The organism is Streptomyces sp. NPDC003032 (assembly GCF_053591415.1).
Map to the genome: position 1 here is coordinate 103120 of NZ_JBSFTT010000026.1, position 17650 is coordinate 120769.

At 70.9% G+C, this 17650-nt stretch carries 16 protein-coding genes and 2 pseudogenes; 9 read left to right on the plus strand and 9 right to left on the minus strand.

What is annotated here, in order from left to right; genetic code table 11:
- Positions 1-44: 44 nt before the first annotated feature.
- Positions 45-1586: an MFS transporter gene (locus ACWDZ7_RS30640; protein WP_451801469.1), complete on the minus strand. Its 1542-nt coding sequence runs from the start codon at positions 1584-1586 to the stop codon at positions 45-47.
- 96 nt (positions 1587-1682) lie between these two features.
- On the opposite strand from ACWDZ7_RS30640, the gene ACWDZ7_RS30645 reads away from it, so the two are divergent.
- Positions 1683-2264, plus strand: a complete 582-nt coding sequence (locus tag ACWDZ7_RS30645) for a TetR/AcrR family transcriptional regulator (protein ID WP_451801471.1) — start codon at positions 1683-1685, stop codon at positions 2262-2264.
- Between the two features lie 75 nt (positions 2265-2339).
- On the opposite strand, the gene ACWDZ7_RS30650 is transcribed toward ACWDZ7_RS30645, so the two are convergent.
- Both ACWDZ7_RS30650 and ACWDZ7_RS30655 read right to left on the minus strand, forming a co-directional pair.
- Positions 2340-2687, minus strand: coding sequence for a hypothetical protein (locus tag ACWDZ7_RS30650; protein WP_451516688.1), 348 nt, complete (start codon positions 2685-2687; stop codon positions 2340-2342).
- 93 nt (positions 2688-2780) lie between these two features.
- Complete coding sequence (locus tag ACWDZ7_RS30655) at positions 2781-4091, minus strand: PucR family transcriptional regulator (RefSeq protein WP_451801472.1); 1311 nt, start codon at positions 4089-4091, stop codon at positions 2781-2783.
- 162 nt (positions 4092-4253) lie between these two features.
- Here ACWDZ7_RS30655 and ACWDZ7_RS30660 point away from each other — a divergent pair, with 162 nt between their 5' ends.
- Both ACWDZ7_RS30660 and pruA read left to right on the plus strand, forming a co-directional pair.
- Positions 4254-5180: a proline dehydrogenase family protein gene (locus tag ACWDZ7_RS30660; RefSeq protein ID WP_451801474.1), complete on the plus strand. Its 927-nt coding sequence runs from the start codon at positions 4254-4256 to the stop codon at positions 5178-5180.
- 54 nt (positions 5181-5234) lie between these two features.
- Positions 5235-6866 (plus strand): L-glutamate gamma-semialdehyde dehydrogenase, encoded by a 1632-nt coding sequence (pruA, locus tag ACWDZ7_RS30665; RefSeq protein ID WP_451801475.1) that lies wholly within the window; start codon positions 5235-5237, stop codon positions 6864-6866.
- Between the two features lie 66 nt (positions 6867-6932).
- Here pruA and bla read toward each other — a convergent pair whose 3' ends face one another.
- From bla to ACWDZ7_RS30680, 3 genes are all read right to left on the minus strand, one after another.
- Positions 6933-7823: a class A beta-lactamase gene (gene bla, locus ACWDZ7_RS30670; RefSeq protein ID WP_451801476.1), complete on the minus strand. Its 891-nt coding sequence runs from the start codon at positions 7821-7823 to the stop codon at positions 6933-6935.
- Positions 7820-8707, minus strand: coding sequence for an alpha/beta fold hydrolase (locus ACWDZ7_RS30675; protein WP_451801478.1), 888 nt, complete (start codon positions 8705-8707; stop codon positions 7820-7822). Before ACWDZ7_RS30675 ends, bla begins: the two co-directional genes overlap by 4 nt.
- Positions 8708-8821: 114 nt before the next feature.
- Positions 8822-9187 (minus strand): MerR family transcriptional regulator, encoded by a 366-nt coding sequence (locus ACWDZ7_RS30680; protein ID WP_451801480.1) that lies wholly within the window; start codon positions 9185-9187, stop codon positions 8822-8824.
- A gap of 55 nt (positions 9188-9242) precedes the next feature.
- Here ACWDZ7_RS30680 and ACWDZ7_RS30685 point away from each other — a divergent pair, with 55 nt between their 5' ends.
- Positions 9243-10361 carry an alkene reductase gene (locus ACWDZ7_RS30685; protein ID WP_451801482.1) on the plus strand — a complete coding sequence of 373 codons (1119 nt, stop codon included), beginning with the start codon at positions 9243-9245 and terminating at the stop codon, positions 10359-10361.
- On the opposite strand, the gene ACWDZ7_RS30690 is transcribed toward ACWDZ7_RS30685, so the two are convergent.
- Entirely contained in the window at positions 10340-11047 is a 708-nt protein-coding gene (locus tag ACWDZ7_RS30690) for a nitroreductase family protein (RefSeq protein WP_451801483.1), read from the minus strand. The genes ACWDZ7_RS30685 and ACWDZ7_RS30690 overlap by 22 nt on opposite strands.
- 99 nt (positions 11048-11146) lie before the next feature.
- On the opposite strand from ACWDZ7_RS30690, the gene ACWDZ7_RS30695 reads away from it, so the two are divergent.
- Positions 11147-11683, plus strand: a complete 537-nt coding sequence (locus tag ACWDZ7_RS30695; RefSeq protein ID WP_451801484.1) for a GNAT family N-acetyltransferase — start codon at positions 11147-11149, stop codon at positions 11681-11683.
- Between the two features lie 37 nt (positions 11684-11720).
- Here ACWDZ7_RS30695 and ACWDZ7_RS30700 read toward each other — a convergent pair.
- Positions 11721-12500: pseudogene (locus ACWDZ7_RS30700) on the minus strand (zinc-binding dehydrogenase); the annotation flags it as partial.
- Between ACWDZ7_RS30700 and ACWDZ7_RS30705 the strand changes: the two are divergent.
- Both ACWDZ7_RS30705 and ACWDZ7_RS30710 read left to right on the plus strand, forming a co-directional pair.
- Positions 12477-12929: pseudogene (locus ACWDZ7_RS30705) on the plus strand (substrate-binding domain-containing protein); the annotation flags it as partial. The pseudogenes ACWDZ7_RS30700 and ACWDZ7_RS30705 sit on opposite strands and share 24 nt — an antisense overlap.
- Before the next feature lie 238 nt (positions 12930-13167).
- The gene (locus ACWDZ7_RS30710; protein WP_451516700.1) at positions 13168-13308 is read left to right on the plus strand and encodes a hypothetical protein; all 141 of its coding nucleotides are present in this window, start codon (positions 13168-13170) and stop codon (positions 13306-13308) included.
- Here the strand turns inward: ACWDZ7_RS30710 and ACWDZ7_RS30715 are convergent.
- Positions 13302-14885 (minus strand): purple acid phosphatase family protein, encoded by a 1584-nt coding sequence (locus tag ACWDZ7_RS30715; protein WP_451801486.1) that lies wholly within the window; start codon positions 14883-14885, stop codon positions 13302-13304. The two genes, ACWDZ7_RS30710 and ACWDZ7_RS30715, sit on opposite strands and share 7 nt — an antisense overlap.
- A gap of 149 nt (positions 14886-15034) precedes the next feature.
- Between ACWDZ7_RS30715 and ACWDZ7_RS30720 the strand changes: the two genes are divergently transcribed.
- On the plus strand, positions 15035-16084 hold the full coding sequence (locus ACWDZ7_RS30720) for a 3-isopropylmalate dehydrogenase (protein ID WP_451801487.1): 1050 nt from the start codon (positions 15035-15037) through the stop codon (positions 16082-16084).
- A gap of 274 nt (positions 16085-16358) precedes the next feature.
- Positions 16359-17450 carry a branched-chain amino acid aminotransferase gene (locus ACWDZ7_RS30725; protein ID WP_451801511.1) on the plus strand — a complete coding sequence of 364 codons (1092 nt, stop codon included), beginning with the start codon at positions 16359-16361 and terminating at the stop codon, positions 17448-17450.
- The last annotated feature ends 200 nt before the right edge of the window (positions 17451-17650 follow it).

Sequence of the window (17650 nt, forward strand, 5' to 3'; positions counted from 1 at the left end):
CGCCGGACAGGCTGGAATCTACCGCCTGTCCGTCGAGTTGGTCGTCAAACGCCGGACAAGCTGGAATCCTCCGCCTGTCCGGCGTTTTCGTGTGTCTGCACCTCCACCTTGCGCAGCGCCGTCGAGGAGAGCGCCGCCGCCACGAGCAGTACCGCCGCCCCGGTCAGCGCCGCGACATGCATGCCGCTGGTGAACGCCTCGCGGGCCGTGGTCAAGAGTGCGTCCGCCGTGTGTTCGGGCAGGTGGTGGGCCGCTGCCACCGCGCCGCCGAGCGTCTCGCGGGCCTCGGCGGGGGCCCAGTCGGCGATCTGGCCGCGGTAGACCGCGTTGCCGATGGAGCCGAGGAGCGCCATACCCATCGCGCCGCCGAACTCCTGCCCCGTCTCCAGGAGCGAGGACGCGGTGCCCGCCTTCTCGGCCGGGGCCGCGCCGAGCGCCAGGTCGGTCAGCTGGGAGCCGATGACGACCCCGCCGCAGGCCAGGACGCCCGCTCCGGCGAGGACCAGCCACAGGGAGTCGGTGCCGGTCAGGGCGAGCAGGCCGTAGCCGCAGGCGGAGAGGGTGAAGCCGGTGGCGACGACATGGGCGCGGTTCATGCCGCGCTGCACGAGCGCCGTGGCGAGGGGGGCGGCGCAGCCGATGAGGACCGAGGGCAGCAGCGCCCACAGCGCGGCCTCCATCGCGCTCTTGCCGAGCACGGACTGCAGGTACTGGGTGGTGAAGTACGCCGAACCCATCATCGCCAGCGACGAGACGAGGTTCAGCGAGACGGCGGCGCCGAAGGCGCGGCCGCGCCCCCGGAAGAGCTGCGGCGAGATCATCGGCGACGCGATGGTGCGCTGGCGGTGGACGAAGAGGGCGGCGAAGGCGAGACCGACGGCGACGGACACGACGTAGGAAACCTTGATGCCCTCCGAGGGCATCTCCTTGAGGCCCCAGACGACCGGCAGCACGGCGGCCATGGACAGCGGCACGCTCAGCAGGTCGAAGCGGCCGGGCTGCGGGTCCTTGAACTCCGGGATCAGCACGGGCGCCAAGGCGAGCAGCAGCGCCATCGCGGGCAGATTGACGAGGAAGACAGACCCCCACCAGAAGTGTTCGACGAGGACGCCGCTCAGCACCGAGCCGAGCGTGATGCCGGCGACCATGACCGCCTGCCACATGCCGATCGCCTTCGCGCGCTGTCCGGCGTCGCGGAACATGTTGCGTACGAGGGCCAAGGTGGACGGCATCAGGGTCGCGCCGCCGATGCCGAGTACCGCGCGGGCGGCTATCAGCATCTCGGCGCTGTCCGCGTACGCGGCGGCGAGGGAGGCCGCGCCGAAGGCCACGGCGCCGAACATGAGGAGCTTGCGGCGGCCGATGCGGTCGCCGAGCGAGCCCATGGTCATCAGCAGCCCGGCGAGCACGAACGCGTAGATGTCGAAGATCCACAGCTGCTGCGTGCCGCTCGGCCCCAGGTCGGCGCTGATCTCCGGGATCGCGAAGTAGAGGACGGACACGTCCATCGAGACCAGGAGCAGCGGGAGCATCAGGACGGCGAGGGCGGTCCATTCCTTGCGGGTGGCGTGGGGGTTCGTCTGCATGGCGGAGACTGTACGCACGTCTTATACGCTCGTCTAGTACGGTCGTATAAGACATATGTCTGGGACGGCTGTATGGGCCGGGAGTAAGGTGCCCGCATGGGACACCGAGAAGATCTGCTCGAAGGTGCGAAGCGCTGCCTGCTGGAGAAGGGGTTCGTCCGCACGACGGCCCGCGACATCGTGAAGGAGTCGGGGACCAACCTCGCGTCCATCGGCTACCACTACGGGTCCAAGGACGCCCTGCTCGTGGAGGCGTTCGTCGCGCTCGTCGAGCCGATGGGGGAGGGCTTCACGGCCTCGGGGGGTGAGGAGAGCGCCGGGAAGGACGGCCTGGAGCGCTTCCTGGAGGTGTGGACGAACATCCTCCGCTCAGTCCCCGAATCGCGTCCCATCTGGATGATGACGCTGGAGGTCATCACGCAGGGCGAGCGGCTGGCGGGCATCCGGGAACTGCTGATCAAGGCGCAGGAGCAGGGGCGCAGCGGACTCGCCGCGCTGTTCACCGGAATCGACGAGAGCGTCATCCCGGCCGACGTCGTCGAGACCGAGGGCCGCTTCTACACGACGCTGCTCAACGGCCTGATGGTCCAGTGGCTCTTCGACCCGGAATCGGCGACGACCGCCGAGCAGCTCACGGAGGGCCTGCGGCGGGTGATGGCGCGGGCCGCCACGACGTAGGGCTGCCCGCGCACCCGGGCCGGCCGAGGTCGGCCCGCGTTCCGGGCCGGCCTCAAGGCCGGGGTGGTGTGGTGCTTACCAGTTGATGCAGGTGGCCGGGACGTAGCCCTTGATGTTGTTGTCGTTCGGCATGACGTACAGCCACTTGTTGCTGCTCTTGCCGCAGAGCTTGTACGACTGGCCGGTGAAGGACTTGCCGTCGTTGCAGAGGAAGGCCTTGCGGCCCTTGTTCAGCTGGCCCACGGCGGTGCCGTTCACCTTCGCGGTGGTGCGCACCTTCACCGTCTCCTTGGCGGGGACATTGGTGAGGCCCCGGGAGCAGTCCGGCTTCGTCGCGGCGGCGGCGGTGCCCGCGGTGAGGGCGGTGCCGGAGAGCGCGATGGCGGAGACGGCGAGGGCGGAGGCCAGCAGCCTGAGCTTCATAGAGTGTTCGTTCTCCTGTGTGGAGGGCTGGTGTTCGGACGGGGAAACCGTACCTCTGGAAGATCACGGGAACGGTTGTTCGTTACCTGTCACTTACAGTCGTGACGACTTCAGGACCATGTGCAGCAGCAACCGGTCCTCGCCCTCGTCCAGGTCCAGGCCGGTGAGCTGCTCCACGCGCGAGAGGCGGTAGTAGAGCGTCTGGCGGTGGACGCCCAACTCCGCCGCCGTACGGCCCGCTTGGCCCGCGCAGTCGAGGAAGACCTCCGCGGTGCGGGCCAGTTCGCGGTGGGCCGGGCTCAGCAGCCGGCCCGCCACCGGGTCGTGCGCGCTCTCCGGGGGGAGGGCCGTCAGGAGGCGGTACGGGCCCACGTCCGACCAGTGCGCCACCGGGCCGAAGCGCCGCTCGGCCAGTGCCGCGCGCGCCGCACCGGACGCCTCCCACCAGGCGGCGGCCAGATCCTCCAGGCCGTGCCGGGAACCGGCGATCCCGGCTGCCGGGCCGGTTGTTGTGGGGCCGGTCGCCGTCGGTCCGGCCGCCGTCGGGCCAGTCGCCGCGCCGCCGGCCCCCGCCGCGCCAGCCCCCGCCGCGCCCGTCGCCCCGCCGCCCCGCGCCGTCTCCAGAAGGCGAGAGGCCGCGCTACGCGCGGGAGACAGCGCGTCGGCGGAACGGAGCCGGACCAGCGCCGCGAGGGACTGGCCCGTCGCGCCCCACGGCACCGTGCAGATCGCCGCCGCGCCCGGCACCGTACGGGCCGCCGGGGCCTCGTCCGGGTCGGCGGACGGCCAGGGGGCCACGCACACCACGGCGTGCAGGCCCTCGCCGCGCGCGCCGAGGGCGGTGCGCAGAGCGGCCACGGCCATGTCCCGCTGCCAGCCCCGCTCGGCGGTCAGGACCGCGCGGAACTCCCGGGTCAGATCGGCGCCCGCCTGTGCCTCGTCGGCGAGCAGCGCGCCGATCCTGGACGCGACCTCCATGGCCGCGCCCAGCTGCCGGTCGGTCGGGCCCGGCTCGGCGTCGAGCAGCCATACGTATCCCAGGGCGAAGCCACGGTGACGTACGGGAAGGCAGATCCGGCCCCGGTGCACGCCCGCCTCCGGGGTGGGCGGAATCCGGACCGGAGCGGTGGCGCGGGCGATGCCGAAGCCCTCGAACCAGGCGCGGACCTCGGCCGTGGAGCGGCGCGTCAGGATCGAGCGGGTGCGGACGGGGTCGAGGGCGGTCGCGTCGAAGCCGCTCTCCCCGTCGCCGCCGCCGTCGTGCGCGCCGAAGGCGATCAGCTCGAAATCCCGGTTCTCCAGGGTCGCGGGGGCGCCGAGCAGCGCCGAGATCTCGTCGACCAGTTCTTGGTAGTCGCCCTTCACCCGTCCATTCTCGCGCAGGGCGCCCGCTCCTTCAGACATCTGTCTGAGATCAAGGGCACGGATGCGTGACAGGTGTCGATGGCTCGGGGGCGGGGGGATCCCTAGATTTCACGGTGGTTCTCCGTGCCGTACCGCCACGTCACCTCTCCGTAGGACCATGGCGGTAGGGCACTCGATTTCGTACACCCGTGGAGGTGCCCCGTGCTGGGTCCCGTGATCCTCGCCGCGTCGCGCAGCGACAAGATGCGCCGTTTCGTCTCGGCGGCCCCCGGCACCAAGCAGGTCGTCGCCCGGTTCATCGCCGGCGAGAGCGTCGACCAGGTCGTCCCGGTCATCGTCGACGCCGCGGAGAAGGGCCTTGAGGTCACCCTCGACGTGGTGGGCGAGGACATCACCACCGTCGAGCAGTCCCACGCCGCCCGCGACGCCTACCTGGAGCTGATCGAGCGCCTGAAGGACCTGGGCCTCGGCACCAAGGCCGAGATGTCGGTGAAGCTGTCGATGTTCGGCCAGGCGCTGGAGGGCGGCCACGAGCTCGCGCTGAGCAACGTCCGGCCCGTCGTCGAGGCCGCCGCCGCGATCGGCACCACGGTCACCCTGGACGCCGAGGACCACACCACCCTCGACTCGATGTTCGCCATCCACGACGAGCTGCGCGAGGACTTCCCGCAGACCGGCTGCGTCATCCAGGCCTACTTGTTCCGCACCGAGGCCGACGCCCGCCGCCTCGCCGGGAACGGCAGCCGTGTGCGTATCGTGAAGGGCGCCTACAAGGAGCCCGCCGAGGTCGCGTACCAGGACAAGGCGGAGATCGACAAGGCGTACGTCCGGATCCTGCGCATCCTGATGGAGGGCGAGGGGTACCCGATGATCGGGTCGCACGACCCGCGCCTGATCTCCATCGCACAGGAGCTCGCGCGGCGCGCGGGGCGCAAACTGGATGAGTACGAATTCCAGATGCTGTACGGCATCCGGGGCGACGAACACCTGCGGCTCGCCGCCGAGGGCCACCGGATGCGCGTCTACACCGCCTACGGCACCGACTGGTACGGCTATTTCATGCGCCGTCTCGCGGAGAAGCCCGCCAACCTGCTCTTCTTCGCCCGCTCCATCCTCACCAAGGACTGAACCAAGGGCTGAGCTCCCCACCCCCTCGACCCTCTCAAAGGAGATACGGATCTCATGGACGCTGTGACCCAGGTCCCCGCCCCGGTCAACGAGCCGGTGCACGGCTACGCCCCCGGCTCGCCGGAGCGTGCCCGCCTCGAGACCAAGCTCAAGGAGCTGGCCGAGAACCCGATCGAGCTGCCGATGACCATCGGCGGCGTCAAGCGCCTCGGTGGCGGCGAGCCCTTCCAGGTCGTGCAGCCGCACAACCACAAGGCCGTCATCGGCACCGGCCGCGGCGCCACGCAAGCGGACGCCCAGGACGCGATCGACGCCGCCCTGGCCGCCGCCCCGGCGTGGCGCGCGATGTCCTTCGACGACCGCGCCGCGATCATCCTGCGCGCCGCCGAGCTGCTCTCCACGACGTGGCGCGAGACGCTGGCCGCCTCCACGATGCTCGGCCAGTCGAAGACCGCCCAGCAGGCCGAGATCGACACCCCGTGCGAGCTGGTCGACTTCTGGCGCTTCAACGTGAAGTACGCCCGTGACCTGCTCGCCGAGCAGCCCCCGGCGAACGCCACGGGTGTCTGGAACCGCCTGGACCACCGCCCGCTGGAGGGCTTCGTCTACGCGATCACGCCGTTCAACTTCACGGCCATCGCGGGCAACCTCCCGACCGCCCCGGCCCTGATGGGCAACGTGGTCGTGTGGAAGCCGTCCCCGACGCAGACGCACGCCGCCGTGCTGCTCATGCAGCTCCTCGAAGAGGCCGGTCTGCCCAAGGGCGTCATCAACCTCGTCACCGGTGACGGCATCGCGGTCTCCGAGGTCGCCCTGCACCACCGCGACCTGGCCGGCATCCACTTCACCGGCTCGACCCCGACCTTCCAGCACCTGTGGAAGACGGTCGGCGAGAACATCGCGAAGTACCGCACCTACCCGCGCCTGGTCGGCGAGACCGGCGGCAAGGACTTCGTCGTCGCGCACCCGAGCGCCGACCGCGCGATCCTCAAGACCGCGCTGACCCGTGGCTCCTTCGAGTTCCAGGGCCAGAAGTGCTCCGCCAGCTCGCGCGCGTACATCCCGGCCTCCATCTGGAACTCCGGCTTCAAGGAGGAGTTCGCGGCCGAGGTCGACGGCATCAAGATGGGTGACGTCACCGATCTGTCGAACTTCATCGGCGCGGTCATCGACGAGCGCGCGTTCGCCAAGAACAAGGCGGCCATCGACCGCGCCAAGGCGGACGACTCCTGCACGATCGTCGCGGGCGGCACCTACGACGACTCGGTCGGCTACTTCGTGCGCCCGACCGTCGTCGAGTGCGCGGACCCGGCCAACGAGGTCTTCACGACCGAGTACTTCGGCCCGTTCCTCGCCGTCCACGTCTACGAGGACGACAAGTACGACGAGATGCTGGCCCAGATGGAGTCGGTCTCCGACTACGCGCTCACCGGCTCGGTCATCGCGAACGACCGCGCCGCGGCCGCGTACACGATGGAGAAGCTCCGCTACGCCGCGGGCAACTTCTACATCAACGACAAGTCGACCGGCGCCGTCGTCGGCCAGCAGCCCTTCGGCGGCGGCCGCGCCTCCGGCACCAACGACAAGGCCGGTGCCCCGCAGAACCTCCAGCGGTGGACGCTGACGCGCGCCATCAAGGAGACGCTGGTTCCGCCGACCGAGTACGGCTACCCGCACATGGGCTGACGCCCACCCCGAACCCCGCCTCCGGCCTGGGCCCCACCCCGGCCGGAGGCGGTGTCATGCCCGGGGTCAGGCGAGGGCGTCGACGGCGACGCGGGTCATGTCGGCGGCGATGCGGTCCTCGCCGGGGGTGTCGGGGTCCAGGCGCGTCGTGTAGACGGAGATGATCAGCGGCGCGCCGCCCTTCGGGGGCCAGGCCACGGCGATGTCGTTGACCCCGCCGTACGCGGGGGAGCCGGTCTTGTCGCCGACCCGCCAGCCCGCGGGGAGCCCGGCCCGGATCCGCCTGTCGCCGGTGGTGTTCTCCAGGAGCCAGCGGATGAGCTGGTCGCGGTCGAGCGGGGCGAGGGCGTCGCCGAGGACCAGCTCGCGCAGGTTCGCGGTCATGGACGCGGGGGTCGTCGTGTCGCGCGGGTCGCCGGGGATGTTGGTGTTGAGCTCGGGCTCCCACCGGTCGAGGCGGGTGCGGGAGTCGCCGAGGGTGCGGGCGAACTCGGTGATGGAGTGCGGCCCGCCGAGCCTGCGCATCATCAGATTGGCCGCGGCGTTGTCGCTGTACGTGATGGTCGCGTCGCACAACTCCCGTATGGTCATGCCGGTTTCGAGGTGCATCTCGGTCCTCGGCGAGGCGCTGACGATGTCGTCGCGCCCGTACCGGACAAGTACGTCGAGCAGTCCGGGCTCCTCCTCGCGGGCCCGGCGCAGGATCGCGGCGGCGGCCAGGACCTTGAACGTGGAGGCGATCGCGAAGCGCTCGTCCGCGCGGTAGCCGATGGTGGCGCCTGTGCCGGTGTTCAGGGCGTGCAGGCCGATGCGGCCCGGGTAGCCCTTTTCGAGCTCGCGCAGCCGCCGCCGGGCGTCGGACGAGGGCGTCGCGTGCGCGGTGCCGGGCACCGAGAGCAGCACGGGGGCGACGGCCGCGGCGCCAAGCAGGGCTCTGCGGGAGGGAGTCGAGTTCATGATCCTGACCGTACCCGGGCGGGGAGGCGCCGGGCCAGGAACTCCTCGATCAGCCCGGCGATCTGCCCGGCGTGCGTCTCCAGGGCGAAGTGCCCCGTGGGCAGCAGGTGCACTTCGGCCTCCGGGAGATCGCGCAGGAAGGCGAGGGCGCCGTCCGGCACGAAGATCTCGTCGTGGGCGCCCCAGGCCGCGAGCAGCGGGACCTGGGAGGTGCGGAAGTACTCCTGGAACGCCGGGTACAGGTCGATGTTGCTGCCGTAGTCGCCGATGAGCGAGAGCTGGATCTCGTCCTGGCCCTCCCGCGCCATCAGCGCGGCGTCGTGGTGCCAGGCGTCGGGGTTCAGCAGGCTCCGGTCCGGCACGCCGTGCGTGTACTGCCACGTGATGCCCTCCAGGGAGCGGATCTCCCGGACGGGCGCGGCGGTCTTCTCGCCGGGGTCCGCGATGTAGGCGAGGACCGGCGCCCAGGCCTCGGCGCCGAGGCCCTCCTCGTACGCGTTGCCGTTCTGCGTGATGATCGCGGTGACGCGCTCGGGGTGGTCGAGCGCGAGGCGCAGGCCGATCGGGGCGCCGTAGTCCTGGACGTACAGCGCGAAGCGCGTCAGGCCGATGCGTTCGGTGAACTCCGCGGTGACCCCGGCGAGTTCGGCGAAGGTGTACGGGAACTCATGGGCACCCGGCGCCGCCGAGCGGCCGAAGCCGATGTGGTCGGGGGCGATGACGCGGTAGCGGTGCGCGAGCAGGGGGATGAGATCCCGGAACATGTGCGAGCTGGTCGGGAAGCCGTGCAGCAGGAGGAGAGCGGGGGCGTCGGCGGGGCCCGCCTCGCGGTAGAAGACCTCGTGGCCGCGGACGGTGGTGGAGCGGTAGTGGACGCTGCTCATCTCTAACTCCTCAAGCATGCTTTGGTGGTTGGCGTAGGGCGAGTAGAGCACGCGCACGCCTAACCAGTCAATGCCCAATTAGGGGTTAGGGGTTAGGGGCTTGGGGTGAGTGGCTCAGCGCGTCGCGCCGGACGCCGCCGTGATCACCTCGTCCAGGACCTCACGGGCCCGCAGCAGGTCCTCCACCTGGCGGTCGATCCTGGCGCGCTCCTCGGTCAGCTCGTCGACCAGCCACGGCGTCGCCTTCTCGGAGGGACCGCCGTCCCCGTCCCGCATGCACGGCAGCAGTTGGACGATCTTCGCGCTGGACAGGCCCGCCGCGAACAGCTCCTGGATGTGGACGACCCGGTCGACCGCGCGCTCCGGATAGTCGCGGTGGCCGCCCGGGGTACGGTCCGCGTAGAGCAGGCCCTGCTTCTCGTAGTAGCGCAGGGAGCGCTCGCTCACGGCGGTGCGCCTCGCCAGCTCGCCGATTCTCATCCCGTGGACCTCCGCACTTGAAACTCACACCGGTGTCAACTTCTACCGTTCCGGCATGACGAACACCACGCTTCTCGCGCCCTATTCCGCAGGCCCCCTCGGCCTTCTCCCCAACCGCATGGTCATGGCCCCCATGACCCGGCTGCGGGCGACGGCCGACGGCACTCCGCTGCCGGTCGTCGCCGACTACTACGCCCAGCGCGCGAGCGCCGGACTCATCGTCACCGAGGGCATCTGGCCCAGCAGCCGCGGCCAGAGCGGCTGGCGCTACCCGGGGATCGAGACCGCCGCGCACATCGAGGGCTGGCGGCGGGTCACCGACGCCGTGCACGCCGCGGGCGGCCGGATCTACGCCCAGCTGATGCACGGCGGCCGCCACGGTCACCCCCTGTCCCGCGTCGACGGCGACGTGCCCGCCGCCCCGTCCGCCGTGCTCGTGGACCCGAGCCGCGTACACGTGCCCGGCGGCAAGGCCGACGCGCTCACGCCCCGCGAGATGACCCTGGAAGACATACGTACGGCCGTCCAGGACTTCGCGGACGCCGCCCGCAACGCCATCGCGGCGGGCTTCGACGGCGTCGAACTGCACGGCGCCAACAGTTACTTGATCCACCAGTTCCTCGCGGACAACAGCAACCTCCGTGACGACGCCTACGGCAGGGGCTCGGTCGCCGACCGCATCCGCTTCGCCGTCGAGGTCGTGCGCGCCGTCGCCGACGCCATCGGCGCCGAACGCCTCGGACTGCGCCTGTCGCCCGGCAACCCGCAGTTCGGTATGGCGGAGGCCGACCCGGGCCCCGTCTACCGCGCGCTGCTCGACGAGATCGACGGGCTCGGCCTCGCCTACCTCCACCTCACCGACAACGACCGCTACCCGGCCCTCGCCGACCTGCGCCCCCACTGGCACGGCACGCTCGTCGCCAACGTCGGCGAGAACGGCGACCCGACGACGCGGGAGGCGGGCGAGGCCCTCCTCGCGTCCGGCACCGCCGACCTCGTCTCGTACGGGCGGGGGTTCCTCTCCAACCCCGACCTGCCGGAGCGGTTCGCGGCGGGCGCGCCCCTCCAGGAGATCGACGAGGCGCACCTCTACGGGGAGGGCGCCGAGGGCTACACCGACTACCCCTCCCTGGGCGGGCGGCCGCTGTCCGCTCAGACCTCCACGAGGACCTGATCGAGCGACTTGCGTACGAGGTCGGGTACCTGGCAGTCCGGTGCCGGATAGCCCACGGGGATCACCGCGAACGCCTTCTCGTTCTCGGGGCGGCCGAGCACCTGCGACAGGAACCGCATCGGGCTCGGCGTGTGGATCAGCGCGGCGAGACCGGACAGGTGCAGGGCGGACAGCAGCATGCCCACCGCGATGCCGACCGACTCGTCGACGTAGTAGTGCTTGTGCTTGGCGCCGTCCTCGCCCAGCCAGTACCGCTGCTGGAAGACGACGATCAGCGCGGGCGCGTCCGTCAGATGCGGCTTGACCTCGTCCGTGCCGAGGGGGCGCAGGGCCGCGAGCCACTCCTCGCCGAGCCGTCCGTCGTACGAGACACGCTCCTCGTGCTCGGCGGCCTCGCGGATGCGGCGGCGGATCTCCGGGTCCTGGACGAGGACGAAGGTCCACGGCTGCTGGTGCGCGCCGGACGGCGCGGTCGCCGCGCACGCGATGGCGTCCCGCACCACCTGCGCGGGCACCGGGTCCGGCGCGAACTGCCGCACCGTGCGCCGCTCGCGCATCCGCTCGCGCAACTCGGCCGCCCGTGCCAGGGATTGAGGCTCGGGCATGCGCTCCGGCCGGTACGGCACGGAGCGGTAGGGCTCGCCATGAATAGGGGTCCACTCTCGCTGCTGCTCGGTCTCAGGCATGCGTCCGATTGTGCTGCGCGGAGGGCGTCGGCGCCATGGTGCAGACCAATCGCGATCAGCTCGGGCCGACGTGCGCTCCGGGCTGAGTACGGTGGAGGGGTGACGGAAAGCATCCTGCGGACGAGCCACACCAGCGATCTGACGACGGCCGATCTGCGCGCCGCCCGCGCCCTGCTCGACGAGGCCTTCGACGGCGACTTCGGCGACCAGGACTGGGACCACGGCCTCGGCGGCGTCCACGCCCTGATCCACGACGTCGGCGCGGGGACCCTGGTCGCGCACGGCTCAGTGGTCCAGCGCCGGATTCTGCACAACGGCCGTTCCAGGCGCGTCGGTTACGTCGAGGCGGTCGCCGTCCGCCCCGACCGGCAGCGGCAGGGCCTCGGCAACCGGATCATGGGCGCCCTGGAACGGGTCGTCGACGGCGCGTACGAGATGGGCGCGCTGTCGGCTTCGGCCGAGGGGGAGCGGCTCTACCTCCGGCGCGGCTGGACGCCGTGGAAGGGCGCGGTCGGCACGCTCGGCCCGACGGGCGTGATCCCGATGCCGGAGGAGGACCCCCCGCTGCTGTGGGGCGCCGATCTGGACCCCGCGTACGAACTGCTCATCGACTGGCGGGACGGGGACGTGTTCTAGGCCGGGGCCGGCCTAGGCCGCGCGGACGATCATCTTCCCGCCCGCTCTGGAGGTGCGGCACCACGAACTCGTACAACTCCTCCTGCGCGGCACGGTGGTTGCTCACGAGGAAGCCCTCCATCCGCAGGCTCTTCTCGACGATGTCGGGGAGGTTGCGCAGGGCGTACGGCGCACCGGTGGCGTTGTACTGGGCGATGGTGCCGATCCGTACGATCCGCCCGTACTCGCGCAGCGAGGAGATCGCCGCCTCCAGGTGCTCGCCGCCGACGTTGTCCATGTAGACGTCGATCCCGTCGGGGGCCGCCTTCGCCAGCAGGTCGGCCGTGGGGCCAGCGTGGTGGTCGAAGACCTCGTCGTAGCCGACGTGTTCGGTGAGGTACGACGCCTTCGCCGCCGTCCCCGCGCTGCCGACGAGCCGTCCCGCGCCCATGAGCCGGGCCAGCCGCCCCGTCACCGTGCCGACGCCGCCCGCCGCCGCGGAGACGAACAGGTCCTGGCCCGCGCGGAGTTCGGCGACGCGGGTGAGGCCCACGTACGCGGTCAGGCCGGTGCCGCCGAGGATGCCCAGATGCGCGGAGAGGGGCACGCCCTCGAAGTGGGGGACGCGGCGGGCCTCGTCGGGGGTGACCACCGCGTGCGTGCGCCAGCCCTGGCGGTGCAGGACGATGCCGCCCTCGGGGAGCGCGGGGTCGCGGGACTCGACGACGCGGCCCAGCGTGCGGCCCTCCAAGGGGGCGTGCAGCGCGAAGACGCCGTCCATCATCTCGCGGTGGTAGGGGTCGACGGACCAGTAGAGGTTCTCGACGAGGGCCGCGCCGACGTGGGCATCGCGGCGCTCGGCGGCACCTCGCCCGTGCCCGCGGGGCTCATCGGCGACGTACTCGTCGAGGAGCCGTACTCCCTCGTGCACCCGGCGGGCCATCCCGACCCGCGCTCCCTGCCGCTGATGGACTGGCACGAGAACTGCGGGTCGTACACGCGGGAGTGGTGGGGCGGACAGGACTGGATCCCGCGGGCGACCGTCCTGGCGGAGGACGACGGAGCGGTGCTCTCGATGGTGGGCAGCGGCCACGGCATGGCGATCATGCCCGCGCTCTCCCTGACCGGAGCGCCGGACTCGGTCGGGATCACCGATCTGGGACCGGGCCGCCCGACCCGTTCCGTCGGTTATGTCACCACCCCTGAGCTGGCCTCTTCCCTGCCCGTCCGGGCCCTGATCCGCGAACTGAGAGCGGCACGCGCGTGAAGCCCGTCTCAGATAGTAGGAAGTCCGAGTAATTGTGGAGACAGGCGCTCCGTCCTCCCTTAGCTTTGTAGGAGCCGAACGTCTCGCTCGATCAAGCGAATGGCGGTCCTGAGCCGGAGCCCCGTGCAGGCGAACCCTGCCGCTCCGCCGCTCCCCGCCCCTTCCGGCGGTTGCCCCCCACGCGCATGAGGCGGTGGGGAAGTCTCGAAATCACCTTCCCTCAAGGAGTGGATCTCCCATGGCCGAGACGACCGTCCGCCGAGTCCGTCATGCCTCCCGTACGAGCGACTCCGAGCGCCGTTCCGAGCGCAAGAACGCCGCCGCGGCCCTCCAGCGGGCCCTCGACCGCAGGGACAACGGCGGCAAGACCGGTCACTGAGCCCCGCGTGCGACCTCGAAGTGGTCGATGCGCTCGCCGTTCTCCGCGAGTGCGGAGACCGACAGCTTCGGGTGCGCGCCCGCCGTCACCTCGACCGCGAGGAACGAGAAGCCGGTGTAGCGCACCCGTGACCACTCGACCGTGTCGGGATCGGCCCGCCGCGACTTCGTCCAGTGGAAGCTCACGATGTGGTCGCGGTCGTGGACGTGCCCCTCGTAGGTGTCCTCGACCCCGGGCCCGAAGCCGTAGAGGTCCTTGCCCGCGCCGCCCGCGGTGACGTACACGATGCCGTCGCGCGTCGGATCCGTCGACGCGCCGACCGGCACGGGCCTGCCGACCTCGCCGCCCTTGATGGCATCGGTGCGCTCGTAGACGTGGTTGTGGCCGTTGACGACCAGGTCCACCTGGTGCCGGGTGAACAGTGGCAGCCACGCGTCGCGCACCCCGCCGTCGGAGGCGTGCGTCGAGGTCGAGTACGCGCAGTGGTGGAAGAAGACGACGATGAAGTCGACGCCCTTGTCCGCCCGCAGCTCGCCGAGCCGCTGGTCGAGCCAGGCGGTCTGCTTGCCGTCCGTGTAGCCCTTGTTGGCGGTGATCTCGTACGAGACGTCGTTGGCGTCCAGGGCGACGACGCCGACGTTGCCGTACGTGAAGGAGTAGACGCCGGGCGCCTCGTGCGGGTCGAAGCCGTTCTCCGGGAGGGACCAGCGCGCGGACTGCCCGCCGTAGCCGTTCGGCGAGTACCACGCCTCCATGTCGTGGTTGCCGGTCGTGACCATCCACGGCACCGACTTCGCGACCGACTCCGTCTGCGCGAGGAAGGTGTCCCACACGCGCGCGTCGTATGTGTCCGACTCCTTGCCGTGCCCGGTGGTGTCCGCGTAGCAGATGTCGCCCGCGTGCAGATGGAAGGACGGGTTCTGCCCCAGGACCACCTGGTCGTTGGCGAGCGCGTGATAGCTGACGCCCTGGTCGCCGAAGGCCGTGAAGACGAACTTCTCCGCCCGCGCGGGCGCCGTCCTGAACGAGCCGATCGTCGCCATCCGCTCGGGCGACGCCGGGTCGAAGCCGTCGTGGCCGACGCCGTAGTAGTACGTCGTGCCGGGCTTGAGGCCGTCAAGGGCCGCGTGCAGGTAGTACTGCTCGACGGCCGGCAGCTTCTTGGACAGCGAGGGGGTGTGCAGGTCCCGCACCTCCGCCTCGATCTTCCGGCTCAGCTCCCAGGGCTTGGCACCCACGCGTACGTAAGGGGCCTTGACCGCGAACGGCACCTGCCATGAGATCCGCATCTGCGTCTTCGGGTCGGCCCCGAACGCCAGATGCCGCCCGAAGGGAGCGACCAGTTCGCCGTCGACCCGCACCCGCGCGGACGAGGCGGCCGGCATGGGTGAGCCCCCGCTGTATGTGCCGCTCGAACCGCCCGCGAGCAGGCCGATGCCGCCCACCGTCCCCGCCGTGGCGAACGAACGGGCGAGCACCGTGCGGCGGGAGAGCTTCGCGCGCAGGTACTCGTGCTGCTCCGGCATGCTCATCCGGGACGCGAGCGGCTCCGGAATGCCGACGTTCGGTGTGTCCATGGCGGAGAACTTCCCAGCGACGGCCAACTCCCACCACGCATCGGGGTGAAGAGGAGGTGGCCATGCGGTGGCGTACCAGGGCCTCACCAGGGCTGTCCACATGCCGGACATCGGGTGTCAGCCCCTGGGACGAAGAGTAGGCTGCCCGCATGTCGGCTAGCTCTCGCATCCTCAATCTCGCAGTGATCCCCGGTGACGGCATCGGCCAGGAAGTCGTGGCCCAGGGGCTCAGGGTCCTGGGCGCCGTCCTCCCGCCGGACGTGAAGCTGGAGACCACGGAGTACGACTTCGGCGCCAAGCGGTACCACGCGACCGGTGAGACGCTCACCGACGCCGACGTCGAAGCCCTCAAGCGGCACGACGCGATCCTCCTCGGCGCGATCGGCGACCCCTCGGTCCCCTCCGGCGTCCTGGAGCGCGGCTTCCTGCTGAAGCTCCGCTTCCTCTTCGACCACCACGTCAACCTGCGCCCCTCGAAGCTGCTCCCGGGCGTCGCGACCCCCCTCAAGGGCCAGCCCGAGATCGACTTCATCGTCGTACGCGAGGGCACCGAGGGCCCCTACACGGGCAACGGCGGTTCGATCCGCACCGGAACGCCGCACGAGGTCGCCACCGAGGTCTCCGTCAACACCGCCTTCGGCGTGGAGCGCGTGGTCCGAGACGCCTTCGCCCGCGCGCAGGCCCGCCCGCGCAAGAAGCTGACGCTGGTCCACAAGAACAACGTCCTCGCGTACGCGGGTCACCTCTGGACCAACGTCTTCAACCAGGTGGCCGAGGAGTTCCCCGAGGTCACCACCGACTACATCCACGTCGACGCCGCGACGATCTACCTCGTCACCGACCCCGGCCGCTTCGACGTGATCGTCACCGACAACCTCTTCGGCGACATCATCACCGACCTCGCCGCGGCCGTCTCCGGCGGCATCGGCGTCGCGGCCTCCGGCAACATCAACCCGGGCCGCGAGTTCCCGTCCATGTTCGAGCCCGTGCACGGCTCGGCGCCGGACATCGCGGGCCAGGGCAAGGCCGACCCCACGGCCACCGTCCTGTCCGTCGCCCTCCTGCTGCGCCACCTCGGGTACGAGACCGAGGCCGCCCGCATCGAGACCGCCGTCTCCGCCGACCTCGCCGAGCGCGGGGAGAGCGCCCGCACCACCGAGCAGATCGGCGACGCGCTCGCCGTACGAGTAGCGGGCTGACCCGGTAGCTCGTAGATCAGCTCGAAGATCGCACAGAAGCCGCCGGGTCCTCAAGGCACCCGGCGGGGCTTCTCGTATGCGGCCCCGGGGTGTCACCATCGACCTCCGGGCCGCAATCATGCCGTTTCTTCCTCGGGACCCCGCGAGCGATAATCGAACGTGGGGCCGTGAAAGACAGGGAAGCTCGGACGTCCAAGTACCAGTGGTATCCAGTACCAGTGGTACGGGCGTGAGCGCGGTCCGTCACCATCACACCGTGAAGGACAAAGCACTCATGACGACGACGCCGACCATCGAGCTCAAGCCCTCCTCGTCCCCGCTGGCCACCGCGGAGCGCGAGGCGATCATGGCCGACCCCGGGTTCGGCCGCCACTTCACCGACCACATGGTCACGATCAAGTGGACGGAGGGCCGCGGCTGGCACGACGGCCAGCTCGTGCCGTACGGGCCGCTTGCCCTCGACCCGGCGACGAACGTCCTGCACTACGCCCAGGAGATCTTCGAGGGCCTCAAGGCGTACCGCCGGCCCGACGGCACGGTGGCCACGTTCCGCCCCGACGCCAACGCCCGCCGCTTCCAGGCCTCCGCGCGCCGCCTCGCCATGCCGGAGCTGCCGGTCGAGACGTTCATCGAGGCGTGCGACGTGCTGGTCGCGCAGGACAAGGCGTGGGTCCCGGCGCACGGCGGCGAGGAGTCCCTCTACCTGCGCCCGTTCATGATCGCCACCGAGGTCGGCCTGGGGGTGAAGCCCGCCAACGAGTACCTCTTCGTCGTCATCGCCTCGCCCGCCGGCGCGTACTTCCCCGGCGGCGTCAGGCCCGTCTCGATCTGGCTCTCCGAGGACCGTGTGCGCGCCGTCCCCGGCGGCATGGGCGACGCCAAGACCGGCGGCAACTACGCGGCGTCGCTGCTCGCGCAGGCCGAGGCCGCGGCGAAGGGCTGCGACCAGGTCGCCTACCTCGACGCGGTCGAGCACAAGTGGGTCGAGGAGCTCGGCGGCATGAACCTGTACTTCGTGTACGGCGACAGAATCGTCACCCCCGCCCTGACCGGCTCCCTGCTCGCGGGCATCACCCGCGACTCGCTGCTCACCGTCGCCCGCGACCTGGGCTACGAGTCCGAGGAGGCCCGCGTCTCCATCGACCAGTGGAAGACCGACTCCGAGAACGGCACCCTCACCGAGGTCTTCGCCTGCGGCACCGCGGCCGTCATCACGCCTGTCGGCACGGTCAAGTGCAACGCGGGCGAGTGGCAGCAGAGCGGGGGCGAGCCGGGCGAGGTCACGATGAAGCTGCGGGACGCGCTTTTGAACATCCAGCGGGGCACGGCGAAGGACCAGCACGGCTGGATGCACGACCTCGGCTGAGGGCTCTTCCCGTTCCGCAGCCCCACGCCCCTGGCGGCGAAGCCGTTCAGGGGCGCGGGGCTGCGGGCGGCGCGGTTGCCTCGTGCGGCGCGCCGGTTCGGGGCAGGGGCGCGGGGAACCGCGCGACCAGCCCAAGACGACCCGCGGAAGAAAACTGCACCCGCCCAGCTCAAGACGGGCCCGCAGACAGACCGCACCCG